Annotated in this window: 11 protein-coding genes; 6 read left to right on the forward strand and 5 right to left on the reverse strand. The window is 52.6% G+C overall.

Translation table 11 applies throughout. From position 1 onward, the window contains the following. Position 1: 1 nt before the first annotated feature. Entirely contained in the window at positions 2–1,072 is a 1,071-nt protein-coding gene (lptG, locus tag J0X00_RS09940; protein WP_136485040.1) for an LPS export ABC transporter permease LptG, read from the reverse strand. Between the two features lie 3 nt (positions 1,073–1,075). Beyond that, positions 1,076–2,182, reverse strand: coding sequence for an LPS export ABC transporter permease LptF (gene lptF, locus J0X00_RS09945; protein WP_136485042.1), 1,107 nt, complete (start codon positions 2,180–2,182; stop codon positions 1,076–1,078). 191 nt (positions 2,183–2,373) lie between these two features. On the opposite strand from lptF, the gene pepA reads away from it, so the two are divergent. The 3 genes from pepA to J0X00_RS09960 all read left to right on the forward strand — a co-directional run bounded on the left by pepA (position 2,374) and on the right by J0X00_RS09960 (position 7,450). After that, positions 2,374–3,882 (forward strand): leucyl aminopeptidase, encoded by a 1,509-nt coding sequence (pepA, locus tag J0X00_RS09950; protein ID WP_136485044.1) that lies wholly within the window; start codon positions 2,374–2,376, stop codon positions 3,880–3,882. Between the two features lie 164 nt (positions 3,883–4,046). Next, positions 4,047–4,496, forward strand: a complete 450-nt coding sequence (locus tag J0X00_RS09955; protein WP_136485046.1) for a DNA polymerase III subunit chi — start codon at positions 4,047–4,049, stop codon at positions 4,494–4,496. A 92-nt stretch (positions 4,497–4,588) separates the two neighbouring features. Continuing rightward, positions 4,589–7,450 (forward strand): valine--tRNA ligase, encoded by a 2,862-nt coding sequence (locus J0X00_RS09960; protein WP_282477996.1) that lies wholly within the window; start codon positions 4,589–4,591, stop codon positions 7,448–7,450. Positions 7,451–7,540: 90 nt separating this feature from the next. Here J0X00_RS09960 and J0X00_RS09965 read toward each other — a convergent pair whose 3' ends face one another. After that, entirely contained in the window at positions 7,541–8,503 is a 963-nt protein-coding gene (locus J0X00_RS09965; RefSeq protein WP_218562678.1) for a D-2-hydroxyacid dehydrogenase, read from the reverse strand. Between the two features lie 31 nt (positions 8,504–8,534). After that, positions 8,535–9,272 (reverse strand): pseudouridine synthase, encoded by a 738-nt coding sequence (locus J0X00_RS09970; RefSeq protein WP_136485053.1) that lies wholly within the window; start codon positions 9,270–9,272, stop codon positions 8,535–8,537. A gap of 296 nt (positions 9,273–9,568) precedes the next feature. On the opposite strand from J0X00_RS09970, the gene J0X00_RS09975 reads away from it, so the two are divergent. After that, entirely contained in the window at positions 9,569–10,843 is a 1,275-nt protein-coding gene (locus tag J0X00_RS09975) for an Nramp family divalent metal transporter (RefSeq protein ID WP_282477997.1), read from the forward strand. Between the two features lie 93 nt (positions 10,844–10,936). Here J0X00_RS09975 and rapA read toward each other — a convergent pair whose 3' ends face one another. Further along, positions 10,937–13,846, reverse strand: coding sequence for an RNA polymerase-associated protein RapA (gene rapA, locus J0X00_RS09980; RefSeq protein WP_282477998.1), 2,910 nt, complete (start codon positions 13,844–13,846; stop codon positions 10,937–10,939). 465 nt (positions 13,847–14,311) lie between these two features. Here rapA and J0X00_RS09985 point away from each other — a divergent pair, with 465 nt between their 5' ends. Then, positions 14,312–15,688, forward strand: coding sequence for a PhoH family protein (locus tag J0X00_RS09985; RefSeq protein ID WP_136485059.1), 1,377 nt, complete (start codon positions 14,312–14,314; stop codon positions 15,686–15,688). Between the two features lie 116 nt (positions 15,689–15,804). Continuing rightward, positions 15,805–16,809 carry an ornithine carbamoyltransferase gene (locus J0X00_RS09990; protein WP_136485061.1) on the forward strand — a complete coding sequence of 335 codons (1,005 nt, stop codon included), beginning with the start codon at positions 15,805–15,807 and terminating at the stop codon, positions 16,807–16,809. Positions 16,810–17,028: the final 219 nt, after the last annotated feature.

A 17,028-nucleotide genomic window follows, 5' to 3' on the forward strand; every position in this document is an offset into this window, starting at 1 on the left:
GTTAAAGTTTGCGTCGTAGTAGCACGATAGCAATACTGAGGAACACCAGACTCGGCGCGACAGCGCCAAACACCGGTGGGATACCGTACACCAGACTGAGCGGACCAAAAAACTCACTGGAAATATAGAAGGTGAAACCTGCGATGACCCCGGACAAGATCCGAGCCCCCATGGTCACACTACGCAGCGGACCAAAGATAAACGACAGTGCCATCAGCATCATGACCGCAATCGAAAACGGCTGAGTAATCTTACGCCAGAACGCCAGTTCATAACGGGAAGCATCCTGTTCCGACTCTTTGAGATAATGAACATAATCATACAAACCACTCAGCGCCAGCTCTTCCGGCTTGACGGTAACCACCGCCAGCTTATCCGGGGCCAGAGAGGTCTGCCAGCGGTATTCTGGCAGTGACTGTTTGGTGATGACGACGTCATCTTTCATGTCCGTGATCTCAACACCTTTCATCATCCACAGATTATCGCCGAGATAATCGGCCTGTTTGGCAAAGACCACGTTGGTTAGCTGTTTATTATCATCGAACCGCCACATATTGAGGCCATGCAGACGATTATCATCGATTTTAGCGATGAAGATAAAATCATTGATATCGCGCGCCCAAACCCCGGTGCGGACCGATAAAATCTGGCCGCCGGAGGTTGCGAACGCGCGCAAATCACGCGCCGCTTTCTGCGCCTGCGGCGCGCCCCACTCACCAAGCAGAGTGACCATAATCATCAGCGGCACCGCGGTTTTCAGCACCGACAAACCAATATCAATTTTCGAAAAACCCGCCGCCTGCATCACTACTAACTCTGAACTTGCGGCCAAAGCACCAAGACCAATCAGTGCCCCCAGCAATGCAGCCATCGGGAAAAACATTTCAATATCACGCGGAATACTCAGCACCACAAACAGCAGGGCCTGCAGCAGATCGTAGGTACCGTCACCCACTTTGCGCAGCTGTTCAACATATTTGATGATACCGGACAACCCGACAAAGGTGGCCAGTACCAGCATGGTGGTGGCAATAATGGTGCGGCCGATGTACCAGTCAAGAATCTTAAACATGACTTAGGCTACCTTTTTCTTCTTTTGTCTTAACTTATCTTTGAATTTTCTCACCGGCACGCTATCCATGGTATTGGCAATAATAGCCGTCAGCAGCAGCGCTGCATTGATCGGCCACATACCGACCAGAGCCGGGATAGAGCCATCTTCCAGTGCTGACTTAGTCGCACTGATGGCCAGAAAATAAGTCAGGTAAATCAGGATTGCCGGACCCATTTTGGCAAAACGGCCCTGACGCGGATTGACCGCCGACAGTGGCACCACCAGCATGGTCAACAGCGGAATACAGACCACCAGTGAAATACGCCATTGCAACTCCGCCTGCGCGCGGCGATCAGAATTATGCATCAGTTCCAGGGTCGGAATCGCTTCCCAGTCGCGGCCTTTTTCTTCCACCTCGCGCTGACCAATCAAGCCTTCATATTCATCAAACTTGGAGATCATGTAATCGACGCGGGTCGGGACCCCTTCATAGCGGGTGCCGTTATACATGGTGATGATCTGGCGTCCGTCACTCAGTTCTTTCACGTCACCGGAATCGGAGAACATCACACTCGGCAGGATCGATTCACGTGGCGTCAGTTGCGCCACGAACACGTTGTTCAGAGTTTTGTTGTCGATATTATCGATAAACACCACCGACGAACCATCCGGCGAACGCTGGAACTGACCGGTTTGCAACAGGTCAACACTGTTTTCCGCCGCCAGCTGTTCCATCAGCGATTCGACTTTATCCTGACTCCAGGGTGACAGCCACAGCGCGTTAAAGCCGGCGACACACGAGGTAATAATGCCGAGATACAATGCAGCGCGCACCAGGAACTTATTACCGATCCCGGTGGCATTCATCACTGTAATTTCACTTTCCGCGTACAGGCGACCGAAGGTGAGCAAAATCCCGATGTACAGGCTCAGTGGCAGCATTAACAGTCCCATTGCCGGCATGTTCAGACCGACAATGGATAAAATCAAACGAGCCGGGATTTCACCATCAGACGCATCGGCTAAAACGCGAATAAATTTTTGGCTCAGAAACACTAAAAACAGCACGAAAAAGATCGCTAATTGGCTTTTTAGTGTCTCGCGGATCAAATATCTAACAATAATCACGCTGAAATAACCTATGCAAAACTTGTTTTTTTGATTGAATCACTATAATTTCCCGTTGAACCTTTTATTTTTTAAAATTTCACTATGTGTTAGAGCGCTTAACTAAAGGGTAGATCCAAGTGAGGATTCAACAAGTAAGAACGCATTATCTAACATTTAGTTCTATTTGTCTTTAGGATGTAGGAGTACGCATGGAGTTCAGTGTTAAAAGTGGTAGCCCTGAAAAACAACGTAGCGCATGTATCGTTGTCGGTGTCTTTGAACCACGCCGCCTTTCTCCAGTCGCAGAACAGCTAGATAAAATCAGCGACGGCTATATCAGTTCACTGCTGCGTCGCGGTGATCTGGAAGGTAAACCGGGGCAGATGCTACTGCTGCATCAAGTACCTGGTGTTCTGTCTGAGCGCGTATTGCTGGTTGGCTGCGGTAAAGAGCGCGAACTGGGCGAACGTCAGTACAAAGAAATCATTCAGAAAACCATCAGCACACTTAACGAAACCGGCTCAATGGAAGCGGTCTGCTTCCTGACTGAACTGCATGTTAAGGGGCGCGATACTTACTGGAAAGTGCGTCAGGCAGTCGAAGCCACCAAAGATGGCCTGTACACTTTCGACCAGTTCAAAACCGTGAAGCCGGAGACTCGTCGTCCGCTGCGTAAACTGGTATTCAACGTCCCTACCCGCCGTGAACTGAGCCTGGGCGAGCGTGCTATCACGCACGGTCTGGCTATCGCTTCCGGTGTTAAAGCCTGTAAAGATCTCGGCAATATGCCACCAAACGTGGCTAACCCGGCGTACCTGGCTTCCCAGGCTCGTCGTCTGGCTGACGACTACGAAACCATCAGCACCAAGATCATTGGTGAAGAAGAGATGGAAAAACTGGGCATGACCTCTTACCTGGCGGTTGGCCGTGGTTCGAAGAACGAATCCATGATGTCAGTCATCGAGTACAAGGGCAACCCGGATCCGAATGCCAAGCCGATTGTCCTGGTTGGTAAAGGTCTGACTTTCGATTCAGGCGGTATTTCACTCAAGCCAGGCGAAGCGATGGATGAGATGAAGTACGACATGTGTGGTGCCGCGTCAGTATTTGGTACCATGAAAGCGATTGCCAAACTGAACCTGCCACTTAACGTGACGGGTATTCTGGCTGGCTGTGAAAACATGCCTGGCAGTAACGCTTACCGTCCGGGTGACATCCTGACGACCATGTCAGGTCAGACGGTTGAAGTCCTCAACACTGACGCAGAAGGCCGTCTGGTTCTGTGTGATGCCCTGACCTACGTAGAGCGCTTCGAACCCGATTGTGTGGTCGATGTGGCCACGCTGACCGGTGCCTGTGTGATTGCACTGGGTCACCACATCAGTGGTGTAATGGCCAACCATAACCCGCTGGCCCATGAACTGGTCAATGCTTCTGAGCAGGCCAGCGACCGCGCATGGCGTCTGCCGATGGCGGATGAATTCCACGAACAGCTGAAAAGCCCGTTTGCCGATATGCAGAACATCGGTGGCCGTCCGGGTGGCGCGATCACCGCGGGTTGCTTCCTGTCGAAATTCACTAAGAAGTACAACTGGGCCCACATTGATATCGCGGGTACCGCGTGGCGCTCTGGTGCGGCGAAAGGTTCAACTGGTCGTCCGGTCTCTATGCTGGTCCAATTCCTGCTCAATCGCAGTGGCCAGGATAGCGAGGAGTAATACTCCCGAAAATAAAAGGGCCGTCAGGCCCTTTTTTGTTTATCGCGAATCGAGGTTTACCGCTAACTATGTTTACCGACAACTATTTTTACCGACAACTATGTTTATCGATAACTATGTTTAATAACGGCGAGTGTTGGTCGTGAACCGAATGAGGCACAAGTATGGCAACCGCAACGTTTTATATCGTCCAGCCTGATTCCCCGCAGGCGACGGAATCCGGTCTGGCTGACTATGCGCTGTTCCTCAGTCAGCATTTTGCCCGTCAGGGCGCCAAAGTGTATCTGCAATGCAATGATAAAGCCCATGCCGAGCAGATGGCAGAGCGCTTCTGGCAGGTCGACGCGACGGACTTTATTGCCCATAATCTGGTTGGAGAAGGTCCGCGCTACGGCACGGCGATCGAAATCGGTCACTGCGGGGTCAAACCTACCTGGAACCGGCAACTGGCAATAAATTTGGCCGATAATCATACAACCTTTGCGAAGGCCTTCGCAGAGGTGGTAGACTTCGTCCCCAACGAAGAAAATGCGAAACAACGGGCTCGTGAACGTTATAAGTTGTACCGCCAGGCGGGCTATCAGCTGCAAACCATCGAGATCCAATACCCATAATGGTTCATCGTTATAGTTAAGCTCTCTTGTTGAGAGACCTCACTTATAAAGATTGCCAGTATTAACCATCAAAGTATCCATTTAAGAGCGCTATGGAAAAGACATATAACCCAACATCAATCGAACAAGATCTGTATCAGACTTGGGAAGAAAAAGGCTACTTCAAGCCTCACGGTGACACATCAAAAGACGCCTACAGCATCATGATTCCGCCACCGAACGTCACTGGTAGCCTTCATATGGGTCACGCATTCCAAGACACCATTATGGATACCCTGATTCGTTGCCAGCGCATGAAGGGTAAGAACACCCTGTGGCAAGTCGGTACTGACCACGCGGGTATTGCGACTCAGATGGTTGTTGAGCGTAAGATCGCGGCAGAAGAGAGCAAAACCAAACACGATTACGGTCGTGATGCCTTCATCGACAAGATCTGGGAATGGAAAAACGAATCTGGCGGCACCATCACTCAACAGCTGCGCCGCCTGGGTGCTTCGGTTGACTGGGACCGTGAACGTTTCACTATGGATGACGGCTTCTACAAAGCAGTACAGGAAGTGTTTGTCCGTCTGTACAAAGACGACCTGATTTACCGTGGTAAGCGCCTGGTTAACTGGGATCCAAAACTGCACACCGCGATTTCTGATCTGGAAGTGGAAAACAAAGACGTTAAAGGCAACATGTGGCATTTCCGCTACCCGTTAGCCGATGGCGCCAAAACTGCTGAAGGTAAAGACTACATTGTCGTCGCGACCACGCGTCCGGAAACCATGCTGGGTGATACCGGTGTGGCGGTAAACCCGGAAGATCCACGCTACAAAGATCTGATCGGCAAAGATGTCCTGCTGCCTATCGTGGGCCGTCGTATCCCGATTGTCGGCGATGAACACGCTGACATGGAAAAAGGTACCGGCTGTGTGAAAATCACCCCGGCACACGACTTCAACGACTATGAAGTGGGTAAACGTCATCAGTTGCCGATGATCAACATCTTCACCTTTGATGCTAACGTGCGCGCTGCAGCGGAAGTGTTCAATTCGAACGGTGAAGCGAGCGACGCTTACAGCACCGAGATCCCGGCTCAGTACCAAGGCCTGGAACGTTTTGCGGCACGTAAAGCGATCGTGGCAGAATTTGAGCAGCTTGGCCTGCTGGAAGAAATCAAAGATCACGACCTGACTGTCCCTTACGGTGACCGTGGCGGTGTGGTGATCGAACCTATGCTGACTGACCAATGGTATGTGCGTGCCGGTATTCTGGCCCAGCCTGCGGTTGAAGCGGTGGAGAATGGCGACATTCAGTTTGTGCCTAAGCAGTACGAAAATATGTACTTCTCCTGGATGCGTGATATTCAGGACTGGTGTATCTCTCGTCAGCTGTGGTGGGGTCACCGCATCCCGGCCTGGTACGATGCCAACGGCAACGTTTACGTGGGTCGTAACGAAGACGAAGTCCGTGCTGACAACAACATCCCGGCTGATGTTGCCCTGAGCCAAGACGAAGACGTGCTGGATACCTGGTTCTCTTCGGCGCTGTGGACCTTCGGTACCCTGGGCTGGCCGGAAAACACGGACGCCCTGAAAGTGTTCCATCCGTCAGAAGTTCTGGTGACCGGTTTTGACATCATCTTCTTCTGGGTGGCGCGCATGATCATGATGACCATGCACTTCATCAAAGATGAAAACGGCAAGCCACAAGTCCCGTTCAAGACGGTTTACGTCACCGGTCTTATCCGTGATGAAAACGGCGATAAGATGTCGAAGTCAAAAGGTAATGTGCTGGATCCGATCGACATGATCGACGGTATCGATCTGGAATCGCTGGTTACCAAACGTACCGGCAACATGATGCAGCCACAACTGGCGGCCAAGATCGAGAAAAACACGCGTAAAACGTTCGAAAACGGGATTGAACCTTACGGTACCGATGCACTGCGCTTTACCCTGGCAGCAATGGCATCCACCGGTCGCGATATCAACTGGGATATGAAGCGTCTGGAAGGTTACCGTAACTTCTGTAACAAGCTGTGGAACGCGAGCCGTTATGTACTGATGAACACCGAAGAGCAGGATTGTGGCTTTGCTGCAGGCGCTGCACTTGAGTATTCACAGGCCGACAAATGGATCGAATCTCAGTTTGAACTGGCAGCGAAAGCGTTCAACGAACACATCGACAACTACCGCCTCGATATGGCCGCGAACACGTTGTACGAGTTCATCTGGAACCAGTTCTGTGACTGGTACCTGGAGCTGACCAAACCGGTGCTGTGGAAAGGTAACGAAGCGCAGCAACGTGCGACACGCCGTACCCTGATCACTGTGCTGGAGAAGACCCTGCGTCTGGCTCATCCGGTTCTGCCGTACATCACCGAGACTATCTGGCAAAGCGTTAAGCCACTGGTTGAGGGTGTGGAAGGCGACACCATTATGCTGCAGGCACTGCCTCAGTACGATGCCGACAACTTCCATCAGGAAGCGCTGGATGACATCGAATGGGTAAAAGCCTTCATCACCAGCATCCGTAACCTGCGTGCAGAATACGACATCAACCCGGGTAAACCACTCGAAGTGATGCTGAAAGCAGCCAACGAGACCGACGCGCAGCGTCTGCAGGCTAACCAGCAAGTACTGATGTCGCTGGCGAAACTGGAAAGCGTACGCATCCTGGCATCAGGTGAAGAAACGCCGGCCTGTGCGACCGCACTGGTGGGTAAATCTGAGCTGATGATCCCGATGGCGGGCCTGATCGACAAAGATGCCGAACTGGATCGCCTAGCGAAAGAGATCGCGAAAGCTCAAGGCGAGATCAAACGCATTGAAGGCAAACTGGGTAACGAAGGTTTCGTCGCCAAAGCGCCGGAAGCTGTGGTTGCCAAAGAGCGTGAGAAGCTGGACGGTTACAAAGAGACCCTGACTAAACTGGAAGAGCAGAAAGCGACCATCGCCGCTCTGTAAGTTATCAGGATGAAGAAAAGGCAGCGAATTCGCTGCCTTTTTTGTATCTGTTGTCCGGCTGGATGAACGCTTTACCGGCCCGGCTCACGCCTACACAATCCGGTTTTGCTGTTTACCGGCGGCGTATGCCTCAATATTGTCGATTAAGATGTTAGCCAGTTGCTGAATGGCAGAATCACTGCCCCACGCGACGTGCGGCGTTAACAACAAATTCGGCAAATCCATATTGGCAATCAGCGGATTATTAATATCCGCCGGCTCCTGGGTAAATACATCGACCCCGGCCCCCGCAATGGTGCGCTGCTTGAGCGCGTCCACCAGCGCGGTTTCATCCACCAGGCCGCCACGGCCGGTATTGATCAGGATTGCGGTCGGCTTCATACAGGTAAGTTCAGGCTGAGCAATCAGATTACGTGTCTGCTCGGTCAGCGGGCAGTGCAGCGATAACACATCCGCTTCGCGCAGCACCTGTTCAAACGGGGTATAACCGGCGCGGCATTCAGCCTGACCTTTATGTTCAGCAAACAGCACCTGCATCCCCAAAGCGCGCGCCAGAGCAGCAGTTGCCTGGCCGAGCGCGCCGCCACCAATCAGACCGAGCGTGCTACCGGCAATATCACCGATCGAGTGGGTAAAGAAACAGAACTGCTTGTTGCGCTGCCATTCACCGGCAGCGATATCATGGTGATAGCCCATCAGATTACGCCGCAGAGCAAACATCATCGCCACCACATGTTCCGGCACCGAACGGGTCGCATAACCCTGCACATTACACACCGCGATATTATGAATCCGGCAGTAATCAACATCGACATTATTAACGCCGGTGGCTGATACCGCGACCAGACGTAAATTCGGCAATTGAGCCAGGATCTCGGCACTGAGCACGACTTTGTTGGTAATGACGATTTCCGCATCCTGCAGGCGTTCAACCACTTGCTCTGGCGCTGTGGTATCGAACTCCTGCCAACGATGAGAAAAGGTCAGTGCCGGCAGGTGGATATGGCGCGGTATGGTGGCGCGGTCAAGGAATACAACAGTGGGTAACGACATAACTTCTCCTCGGTCTGCCCACTGTTCGCAGTTAAGGACGGGGCAGAGTTTTATAATCGGGTAATTTTCGCTCAGGATCGAAATGCTGCAATATCTGTTCTTGCGCTTCGGGATAGAAATCACACGCAACAAACAGCGAGCGTAGCCAATGACTACGAGGATGATAAAAGCTCAGCTCGGCTGCATGCAACTCCAAACGGTCAGTAAAGTCGATCGCCTCCTGCGGCGCATAGAATTCATCACCGACAATCGGATGGCCGATGGCCATCATATGAACCCGTAACTGGTGGGAACGACCGGTAACCGGAAACAGACGCACCACCGAGGTATGCGCCTCACGTTTAACCACCTGATATAAGGTTTTGGACGGCTTGCCCGTGTCATGACACACCATCTGTTTGGGCCGGTTCGGCCAGTCACAGATCAGGGGCAGATCAATCTCGCCCTCATCCTGTTGCACCTTGCCCCACACCCGGGCGTAGTAAATTTTATGGGTCAGACGATACTGAAACTGCTTTTTCAGGGCGGCTTCCATATATTTATCTTTGGCGAACAACATCAGGCCTGAAGTCGACATATCGAGACGATGCACCACCTGGATCTCGGGATACTGCTCCTGCAGGCGGCTCCACATACTGTCGTGGTGCTCGGCTAGCCGACCCGGGACGGAAAGCAGACCGGAAGGCTTGTTCACCGCCAGGATGTAATCATCTTCGAAAACCACGTCAATCCATGGATCGGTCGGTGGGTGGTACTCAGTCATCGCCATGTGCTATCTCGTTCCAACAGGTCAGTAAAAAATCGGCGCATTATAACCCTAACTGCCTGCGGGATGCAGCAGGCAAACCCTCTCTGCGCTGTTGACATGTGCCGTTTAAAACAACAATCGACAAAGGTCAAATAAGGACATGAAAAAAAGTTTTGGATAAATTGTAACTAAAAATTGACACGAATATTAACTGTGATATTGATGGTCAATATTGATAAAAAAATGAGCGCCGGCCCACGCAGGCAGGCGCCGCTTTTACTCGCACAACACAACATCAAAATTTGTAAGGAACAAGAATGGAAAATGCCGTCCCTTATCCATCGCAACAGCGGCTGTCATTATCCCAACTGGTGCGTTCACTGGGCCCGGGCATCATGATGGCTGCCGCTGCCGTGGGTGGTTCTCATCTGGTCGCTTCAACTAAAGCCGGAGCCATCTACGGCTGGCAACTGGCGATTCTGATTCTGCTGGTTAATCTGTTGAAATACCCATTTTTCCGCGCCGGCGTTCAGTACACCATGGGCACAGGTCAAAGCCTGGTCGAAGGCTACGCCAGACTAGGCAAACCTTATCTGTGGATTTTTGCCGTGCTGGCGGTGTTCTCCGGCATCGTCAATACCGCAGCCCTGCTGCTGTTCAGCGCCAGTCTGCTGAGCATCTTTGTGCCGTTTGAGCTGCCGCTGGCAGTATTAAGCGCGATAATCCTGGCCACTTGCCTGATTATTCTGTTTGCCGGTCATTACCGCGCTCTGGATACCTTATCGAAAGTCATCATGGCGGTGCTGACCATCGCGACCCTGCTGGCTGTGGCGATTGCCGCCTTAAACCCGGCGCCGGTCACCTCAGCAGTCACCGACGGCCCGTCACCATGGACTCTGGCTGCGATCGGCTTTCTGGTGGTGACCATGGGCTGGATGCCGGCTCCGATCGAGATCTCCTCACTGACTTCGGTGTGGCTCAAGAGCCAGTGCCGCCAGCAAAAAGTGACGGCACAGTCGGCACTGTTTGACTTCAACGTTGGTTACATCGGCACCGCGCTGCTGGCGATTGTATTCCTGGCGCTGGGCGCCTTGGTTATCCACGGCACTGGCGTTGAGCTGTCCAAATCCGGCATGGGCTTTTCGCACCAGCTGGTTGGCATGTACGCTTCGACAATTGGTGAATGGTCACGTTACCTGATTGCCGTGATTGCCTTCTTCTGTATTTTTGGCAGCACGATTACCGTGATTGACGGCTATTCGCGCGTGATCGCCGAATCTCAGCGCCTGCTCAAAGAGCAAAAACAACAAAGCCCGAAAGTGCTGCAAGGCTGGATTGTACTGGTCTCTGCAGCAGCACTGGCGATTGTCAGCTTCTTTACCTCTGCGCTGATGCCGATGCTCAATTTCGCCATGATCATGGCATTTATGACCACGCCGGTGTTTGCCCTGCTCAACTACACTCTGGTTACCCGTACTGAACTGCCGGACGAGCTCAAAGTCGGCCCGAAACTGAAAGCCCTGTCAATCATTGGCCTGGTTTACCTGTTCGGCTTCCTGGCCCTGTTTGTATGGTGGAAGTGGCTGATGTAAGCCGCTGCAGTACCTCAGCTGGTTTAGCACCGGATGACAGCGATAAAAAAGGCTTTCCCGCGGGAAAGCCTTTTTCGTTGCCGGCAGCAAACGTTAGTTGTGTGCTACCACAATCAGACGCAGTGAATCGAGTTGGTACTGCGCTTCACTGATGTAGCCGTTCAGGGCTACAATCTGCTGCTCCAGGGCTGCAATCTCTTCATCACGAATGTTCGGGTTGACCGCTTTCAGCGCCTGCAAACGCTCCAGTTCGCCGTTCAGGCTGTGCTGCATCTCCTGCTGGGCCTGAGTACGAATCGCCGCCACATGTTCAACCACCGGGATTTCACTGGCGCTGATCAGACGATGAATATCATTCTGTACCGAGCTGACCAGTTTACTCGCCAGATGACGGTTAACCGGGCTGAGCTGACGGTTGAACGATTCAAAATCCACCTGAGCTGACAAATCAGTGCCGCGCGAGTCCATCAGCATACGAATCGGTGTTTTCGGCAGAAAACGGCTGATCCCACTGCGTTTCGGTGCCTGGGCATCGACCACGTACACCAGCTCAATCAGAATAGTACCGACCGGCAGAGCTTTGTTTTTCAGCAGTGACACCGCCGACACACCGACACCTTCACTCATCAGTAGATCCATACCGCCCTGAATCATCGGGTGCTCCCAGCTGATCAGGTGCATGTCTTCACGCGATAGTGCGGTATCACGATCAAAGGTGATCGTGGCACCTTCATACGGCAGTCCCGGATAGCTTGGTACCATCATGTGCTCAGACGGCGTCACTACCAGTGCGTTCTCTCCGCGATCTTCCTGATTGAGGCCCACGGTATCAAACAGGCTCAGCGCAAAGGTCACCAGATTGGTGTCACCATCGGTCGCGGCAATCTGCTCGGCAATTTTCTGCGCCCGTTCACCACCGTTCGAGTGCATTTCCAGCAGGCGATCACGGCCCTGCTCGAGCTGGGCTTTGAGGGTTTTGTTCATCTGCGCGGATGCAGCCACAATCTCATCCAGGCCAGTCTCCTCACCGGAGGCCAGCAATGCAATCAGACGCTCAGCAAACTCATCATAGACCGCACGGCCGGTCGGACAGGTTTCAGCAAAGGCATTCAGCCCTTCGTGATACCAGCGCGCCAGAATTGCCTGCGAGGTGCCTTTCAGGTACGGGACGTGAATATCGATATCCTGTTTCTGACCGATGCGGTCGAGACGACCGATGCGCTGCTCAAGCAAATCCGGGTTAAACGGCAGGTCAAACATCACCAGCTGGCTGGCAAACTGGAAGTTCCGTCCTTCAGAGCCGATTTCGCTGCAGATCAGCACCTGGGCGCCGCCCTCTTCCTGGGCAAAGTAAGCCGCCGCTTTATCACGCTCCAGAATTGACATACCTTCATGGAATACCGTGGCACGAATGCCTTCGCGCTCGCGCAGCGCCTGCTCCAGCTGCAACGCGGTGCTGGCGCGCGACGCGATCACCAGAATTTTATCGCTGCGCTTGGCTTTGATTTTCTCCAGCAGCCAGTTCACCCGTGAGTCAAACTGCCACCAGCTGGCATCATCGCCTTCAAATTCCTGGAAGATCTCTTCCGGATAAAGCATTTTCATCGCCCGCGCTTGCGGGCTCATCTTGCCGCCAATCATGCCCGCCACCCGCATCGACGTGGTGTACTGCTGCGGGATCTCCATCGGCATCAGATGGACATTACGTACCGGGAAACCTTTGATCGCGGCACGGGTGTTACGGAACAGCACGCGGCCGGTACCGTGACGATCCATCAGGTTATCAATCAGTTCCTGACGCGCTGCCGCTTGTTGTGCCTGGTCACTGTCACTTTCCAGAATACGGAACAGCGGCTCGACATCCTGCTCGGACAGCAGCTCGGCGATCTGATTTTTAGCGTCATCCGCCAGCGCATGACCGCTGAACAGCGCGCTGACCGCATCCGCCACCGGTTCGTACTGCGCTTCTTCCTGCACAAAAGCTTCGTAGTCGTAGAAACGGTCAGAATCAAGCAGGCGCAAACGGGCAAAGTGACTTTCACGCCCCAGCTGTTCCGGTGTTGCCGTCAGCAGTAGTACACCCGGTGTACTTTCCGACAGCGCTTCAATCACCTGATATTCGCGGCTTGGATTATCGACACTCCACTCCAGGTGGTGCGCTTCGTCCACCACCAGCAGATCCCATTCCGCGTCCAGCGCCTGTTCAAAACGCTTGCGGCTTTTGCGCAGAAAATCGAGCGAACACAACACGAACTGCTGGGTCTCAAACGGGTTATCGGCTTCAGCAAAGGCTTCCACACAGCGCTCTTCGTCAAACACTGAAAAGTGCAAGTTAAAGCGGCGCAGCATCTCCACCAGCCACTGGTGCTGCAGGGTTTCCGGCACCACGATCAGAATGCGTTCCGCCCGGCCAGACAACACCTGCTGGTGAATGATCATACCGGCTTCGATGGTTTTACCCAGGCCCACTTCGTCCGCCAGCAAAACACGCGGCGCATGACGACGGCCCACTTCATGGGCAATATAGAGCTGATGCGGAATCAAACCAGCGCGCATACCACACAGGCCGCGCATCGGGCTTTTGTGTTGTTGGTACTGGTTATTCAGAGCGCGGTAACGCAGCACGAAATTGTCCATCCGGTCGATTTGGCCGGCAAACAATTTGTCCTGCGGTTTATTAAAGCGAATCTGGTTGCTAAGGAAGATCTCACGCAGCGCAACCCCCTCCTCACCACTGTCTTCGCGGGTACCGATATAAGTGAACACGCTGCTCTCTTCCAGCACCTGCTCCACTTTCAGCGACCAGCCTTCCTGACAGTCGATGACATCACCCACGTTAAAAGTCACTCGGGTGACCGGGGCATCATTACGCGCGTAAACACGGTTTTCTTCCGATGCTGCGAACATCAAAGTCACAGTACGGGCATCCAGAGCCACGACTGTACCTAAACCTAAATCGCTTTCCGTATCGCTAATCCAGCGCTGCCCCAAAGCAAAAGTCATGTATCGACTACCTCATCAATTTGGAATGGAATATATCTACTGACACTGCACCCACAGAAGGGAAACCCGACCACAAACCAGCACAGACACTGGGTTTAAAATCGTTTGGATAACATTATGGTGGTTCAAAAAGAGTGGTGCAGAAAAAGGTCGCTAATCTTACTTGATGGCGTGATAGAGGTCACGCGCAAACCCGGCTTTTTTTCGTCAAGATCTGTCTGACATCAAACTGTAAGAAACAAGTGGCATTTCTATTCAGCAAGGGTTGCTATACTCAGCGAGAAGGCGCACGACAGCCAGTAAAACTGGCACAAAGTCTGCAAGTTCAAACAGAGAGTATCAACACGGGTTTGCAGTCAGCCGTCAGGTGATCGAACACATACCCCTAAGCGTACGATCCCCTGACAGGGCGATGAATGCAAACATCCATTGCTTAGCAAGCTACACAGTAGCAAGGAGACGCTTATGGGCGATACCGACCGGAAACTGTTTGTCCTGGATACCAATATCCTGCTTCATGAACCACTAGCCATTTACTCCTTCCAAGAACATGATGTGGTCATCCCAATGACCGTGCTCGAAGAACTCGACCGAATCAAAGACAGCAAACGCGATGTCGCGCGCGACGCACGCGTCGCCATCCGGGCGCTGGAAAACCTGTTCCACGACGCCACCCCGGATGAAATCACCGAAGGCATCCCGTTCACCACTCACACGAACGCGTCCGGCTCAATAGCCATCCTGGCCGATTATGACGTGCCGGAAACCGTGAAAGCCTTCACCGACAAGGAAGGCGACAATCGCATTCTTAACGCGGTGCTGCACCTGCAAAATAAACGTGCGCCGCGTGAAGTAGTGCTGGTCACGAAAGACATCAATATGCGCCTGCGCGCCAAAGGCGCCGGGGTGCGCTTCGTCGATGATTACCGCAGCGACCAACTGATCGACGACGTACAGTACCTGACCAAAGGCTTCCAGACCCGGCCGGGTAATTTCTGGGACCAGGTCAGCAATGTCGACAGCTACACCCTGGAAGGCAAAACCTACCATAAACTCGACCGTGAACCATTTGAACCGACCTACATCAACCAGTATGTGCTGGATGAAGAGAGTGACTTTGCTGCCCGGGTTGAAGTCATCAATGAAGACAAAATTACCCTGCGCGATTTAAGCCGTGAGCGTATGCTGCATCGCAAAGCGTGGGACATTACCCCGAAAAATATTTATCAGGGTATGGCGATGGACGCCCTGCTTGACCGCGATATCGACCTGGTGATCCTGACCGGGGCAGCGGGGAGCGGTAAAACCCTGCTGGCGATGGCGGCAGCGCTGGAGCAGACCATTGAGAAGAAAATGTTCGATAAGATCATCGTAACCCGCAACACGCCCGACATCGGCGAATCCATCGGCTTTCTGCCCGGCAGCGAGGAAGAGAAAATGATGCCGTGGCTGGCCTCGGTCACCGATACCCTGGAAGCGTTGCACAAACATGACCACTGTACCGAGAGCTCGCTCAAGTACATCGTCGACAAAGCCAATATCCAGTTTAAATCGATTAACTTTATGCGCGGCCGCTCCATTCAGAATGCGTTCGTGCTGCTTGATGAATGCCAGAACTTAACTGCCTCGCAAATCAAAACCATCATTACCCGCTGTGGCGAAGGCACTAAGATCGTCTGCTCCGGTAACCTGGCGCAGATTGACTCCCCTTACCTCACTCCGGTGACCTCCGGCCTGACTTATATGGTAGAGCGCTTCAAAAACTTTGAAGGCAGCGCTAACATCCACCTCAATGGCGTGGTTCGCAGCCGTCTGGCCGAATTCGCCGAAGAGAATTTATAATCACATCTGGCGAGATATCTCGAATATCTCGCCATTTATTTAAAATAATTATTCACTTTAACCGCATTAGTATGTTTTACTAGCCAGACTCAATTGTTATTGCTAAGGACTGAGATATGGCTTTCAATTTACGTAACCGCAATTTTCTCAAACTGCTCGACTTCACGCCGAAGGAAATTCAATTTTTACTCGACCTGGCGGCGGATCTGAAACGTGCTAAATACACAGGTTCAGAACAAAAAAAGCTGGTGGGAAAAAACATCGCGCTTATCTTTGAAAAGTCGTCAACCCGTACCCGTTGTGCGTTTGAAGTGGCCGCATTTGACCAGGGTGCGCAAGTCAGCTATCTCGGCCCGTCCGGCTCGCAAATCGGCCATAAAGAATCAATGAAAGACACCGCTCGGGTGTTGGGTCGTATGTATGACGGCATTGAATACCGTGGTTATGGTCAGGCGATCGTTGAAGAGCTGGCGCAATACGCCGGTGTTCCGGTCTGGAACGGCCTGACTGACGAGTTCCATCCGACCCAGATCCTGGCCGATTTTCTCACCATGCAAGAACACGGTGGCGGCAAACCACTCCATCAGCTGAGCTTTGCTTACCTGGGTGATGCCCGTAATAACATGGGCAATTCCCTGCTGGTCGGCGCAGCGAAAATGGGCATGGATATTCGTCTGGTTGCACCAAAAGCGTACTGGCCGGAAGCTGAACTGGTGCAAACCTGCCAGCAAATCGCCGAGCAAACCGGTGCCAGCATCACGCTGACCGAAGATGTCAATGAAGGTGTCAACGGAGTGGATTTCCTCTACACCGATGTATGGGTATCAATGGGCGAAGCTCCGCAAGCCTGGGATGAGCGGGTTGCGCTGATGAAACCGTACCAGGTTAACATGGCCGTAGTGGAAGCCACCGGCAATCCGCAGGTCAAATTCATGCACTGCCTGCCAGCTTTCCACAACGACGAAACCACCGTCGGTAAAGAAGTGGCGCAGAAATACGGCATGAAAGGACTGGAAGTCACCGAAGAGGTATTTGAGTCTGACCACTCGATCGTGTTCGATGAAGCAGAAAACCGCATGCACACTATCAAAGCGATTATGGTCGCGACCCTCGGCAGCTGATTATCCTTGCGCTCACACAAACTAGGCGTATAATTCCGAGCAATTTGTCTGAGGGGTAGCCAGTGAAACTGAATCAGGTTCTAGATACTGCAAGCACGTTTGGTAAGCGACTATGCTTACAGGGCCTGCTATTTTTTGCTCCTCACCAATGATTTTAAAGCCTCCCAGATCGGGGGGCTTTTTTATGGCTAAAAGCTTTGTATTGCTACATATTAAAGG

The sequence above is a fragment of the Vibrio sp. ABG19 genome (assembly GCF_029962385.1).
GTDB classification, from domain to species: domain Bacteria; phylum Pseudomonadota; class Gammaproteobacteria; order Enterobacterales; family Vibrionaceae; genus Vibrio; species Vibrio ostreae.

Excerpts from the sequence above, each read along its gene's own strand:
- J0X00_RS09975 (WP_282477997.1), top strand. The coding sequence starts at position 9,569 with ATGGAAAATGCCGTCCCTTATCCATCGCAACAGCGGCTGTCATTATCC.
- J0X00_RS09960 (WP_282477996.1), top strand. The coding sequence starts at position 4,589 with ATGGAAAAGACATATAACCCAACATCAATCGAACAAGATCTGTATCAG.
- lptG (WP_136485040.1), bottom strand. The coding sequence starts at position 1,072 with ATGTTTAAGATTCTTGACTGGTACATCGGCCGCACCATTATTGCCACC.
- rapA (WP_282477998.1), bottom strand. The coding sequence starts at position 13,846 with ATGACTTTTGCTTTGGGGCAGCGCTGGATTAGCGATACGGAAAGCGAT.
- J0X00_RS09985 (WP_136485059.1), top strand. The coding sequence starts at position 14,312 with ATGGGCGATACCGACCGGAAACTGTTTGTCCTGGATACCAATATCCTG.
- J0X00_RS09965 (WP_218562678.1), bottom strand. The coding sequence starts at position 8,503 with ATGTCGTTACCCACTGTTGTATTCCTTGACCGCGCCACCATACCGCGC.
- J0X00_RS09955 (WP_136485046.1), top strand. The coding sequence starts at position 4,047 with ATGGCAACCGCAACGTTTTATATCGTCCAGCCTGATTCCCCGCAGGCG.
- J0X00_RS09990 (WP_136485061.1), top strand. The coding sequence starts at position 15,805 with ATGGCTTTCAATTTACGTAACCGCAATTTTCTCAAACTGCTCGACTTC.
- J0X00_RS09970 (WP_136485053.1), bottom strand. The coding sequence starts at position 9,272 with ATGGCGATGACTGAGTACCACCCACCGACCGATCCATGGATTGACGTG.
- pepA (WP_136485044.1), top strand. The coding sequence starts at position 2,374 with ATGGAGTTCAGTGTTAAAAGTGGTAGCCCTGAAAAACAACGTAGCGCA.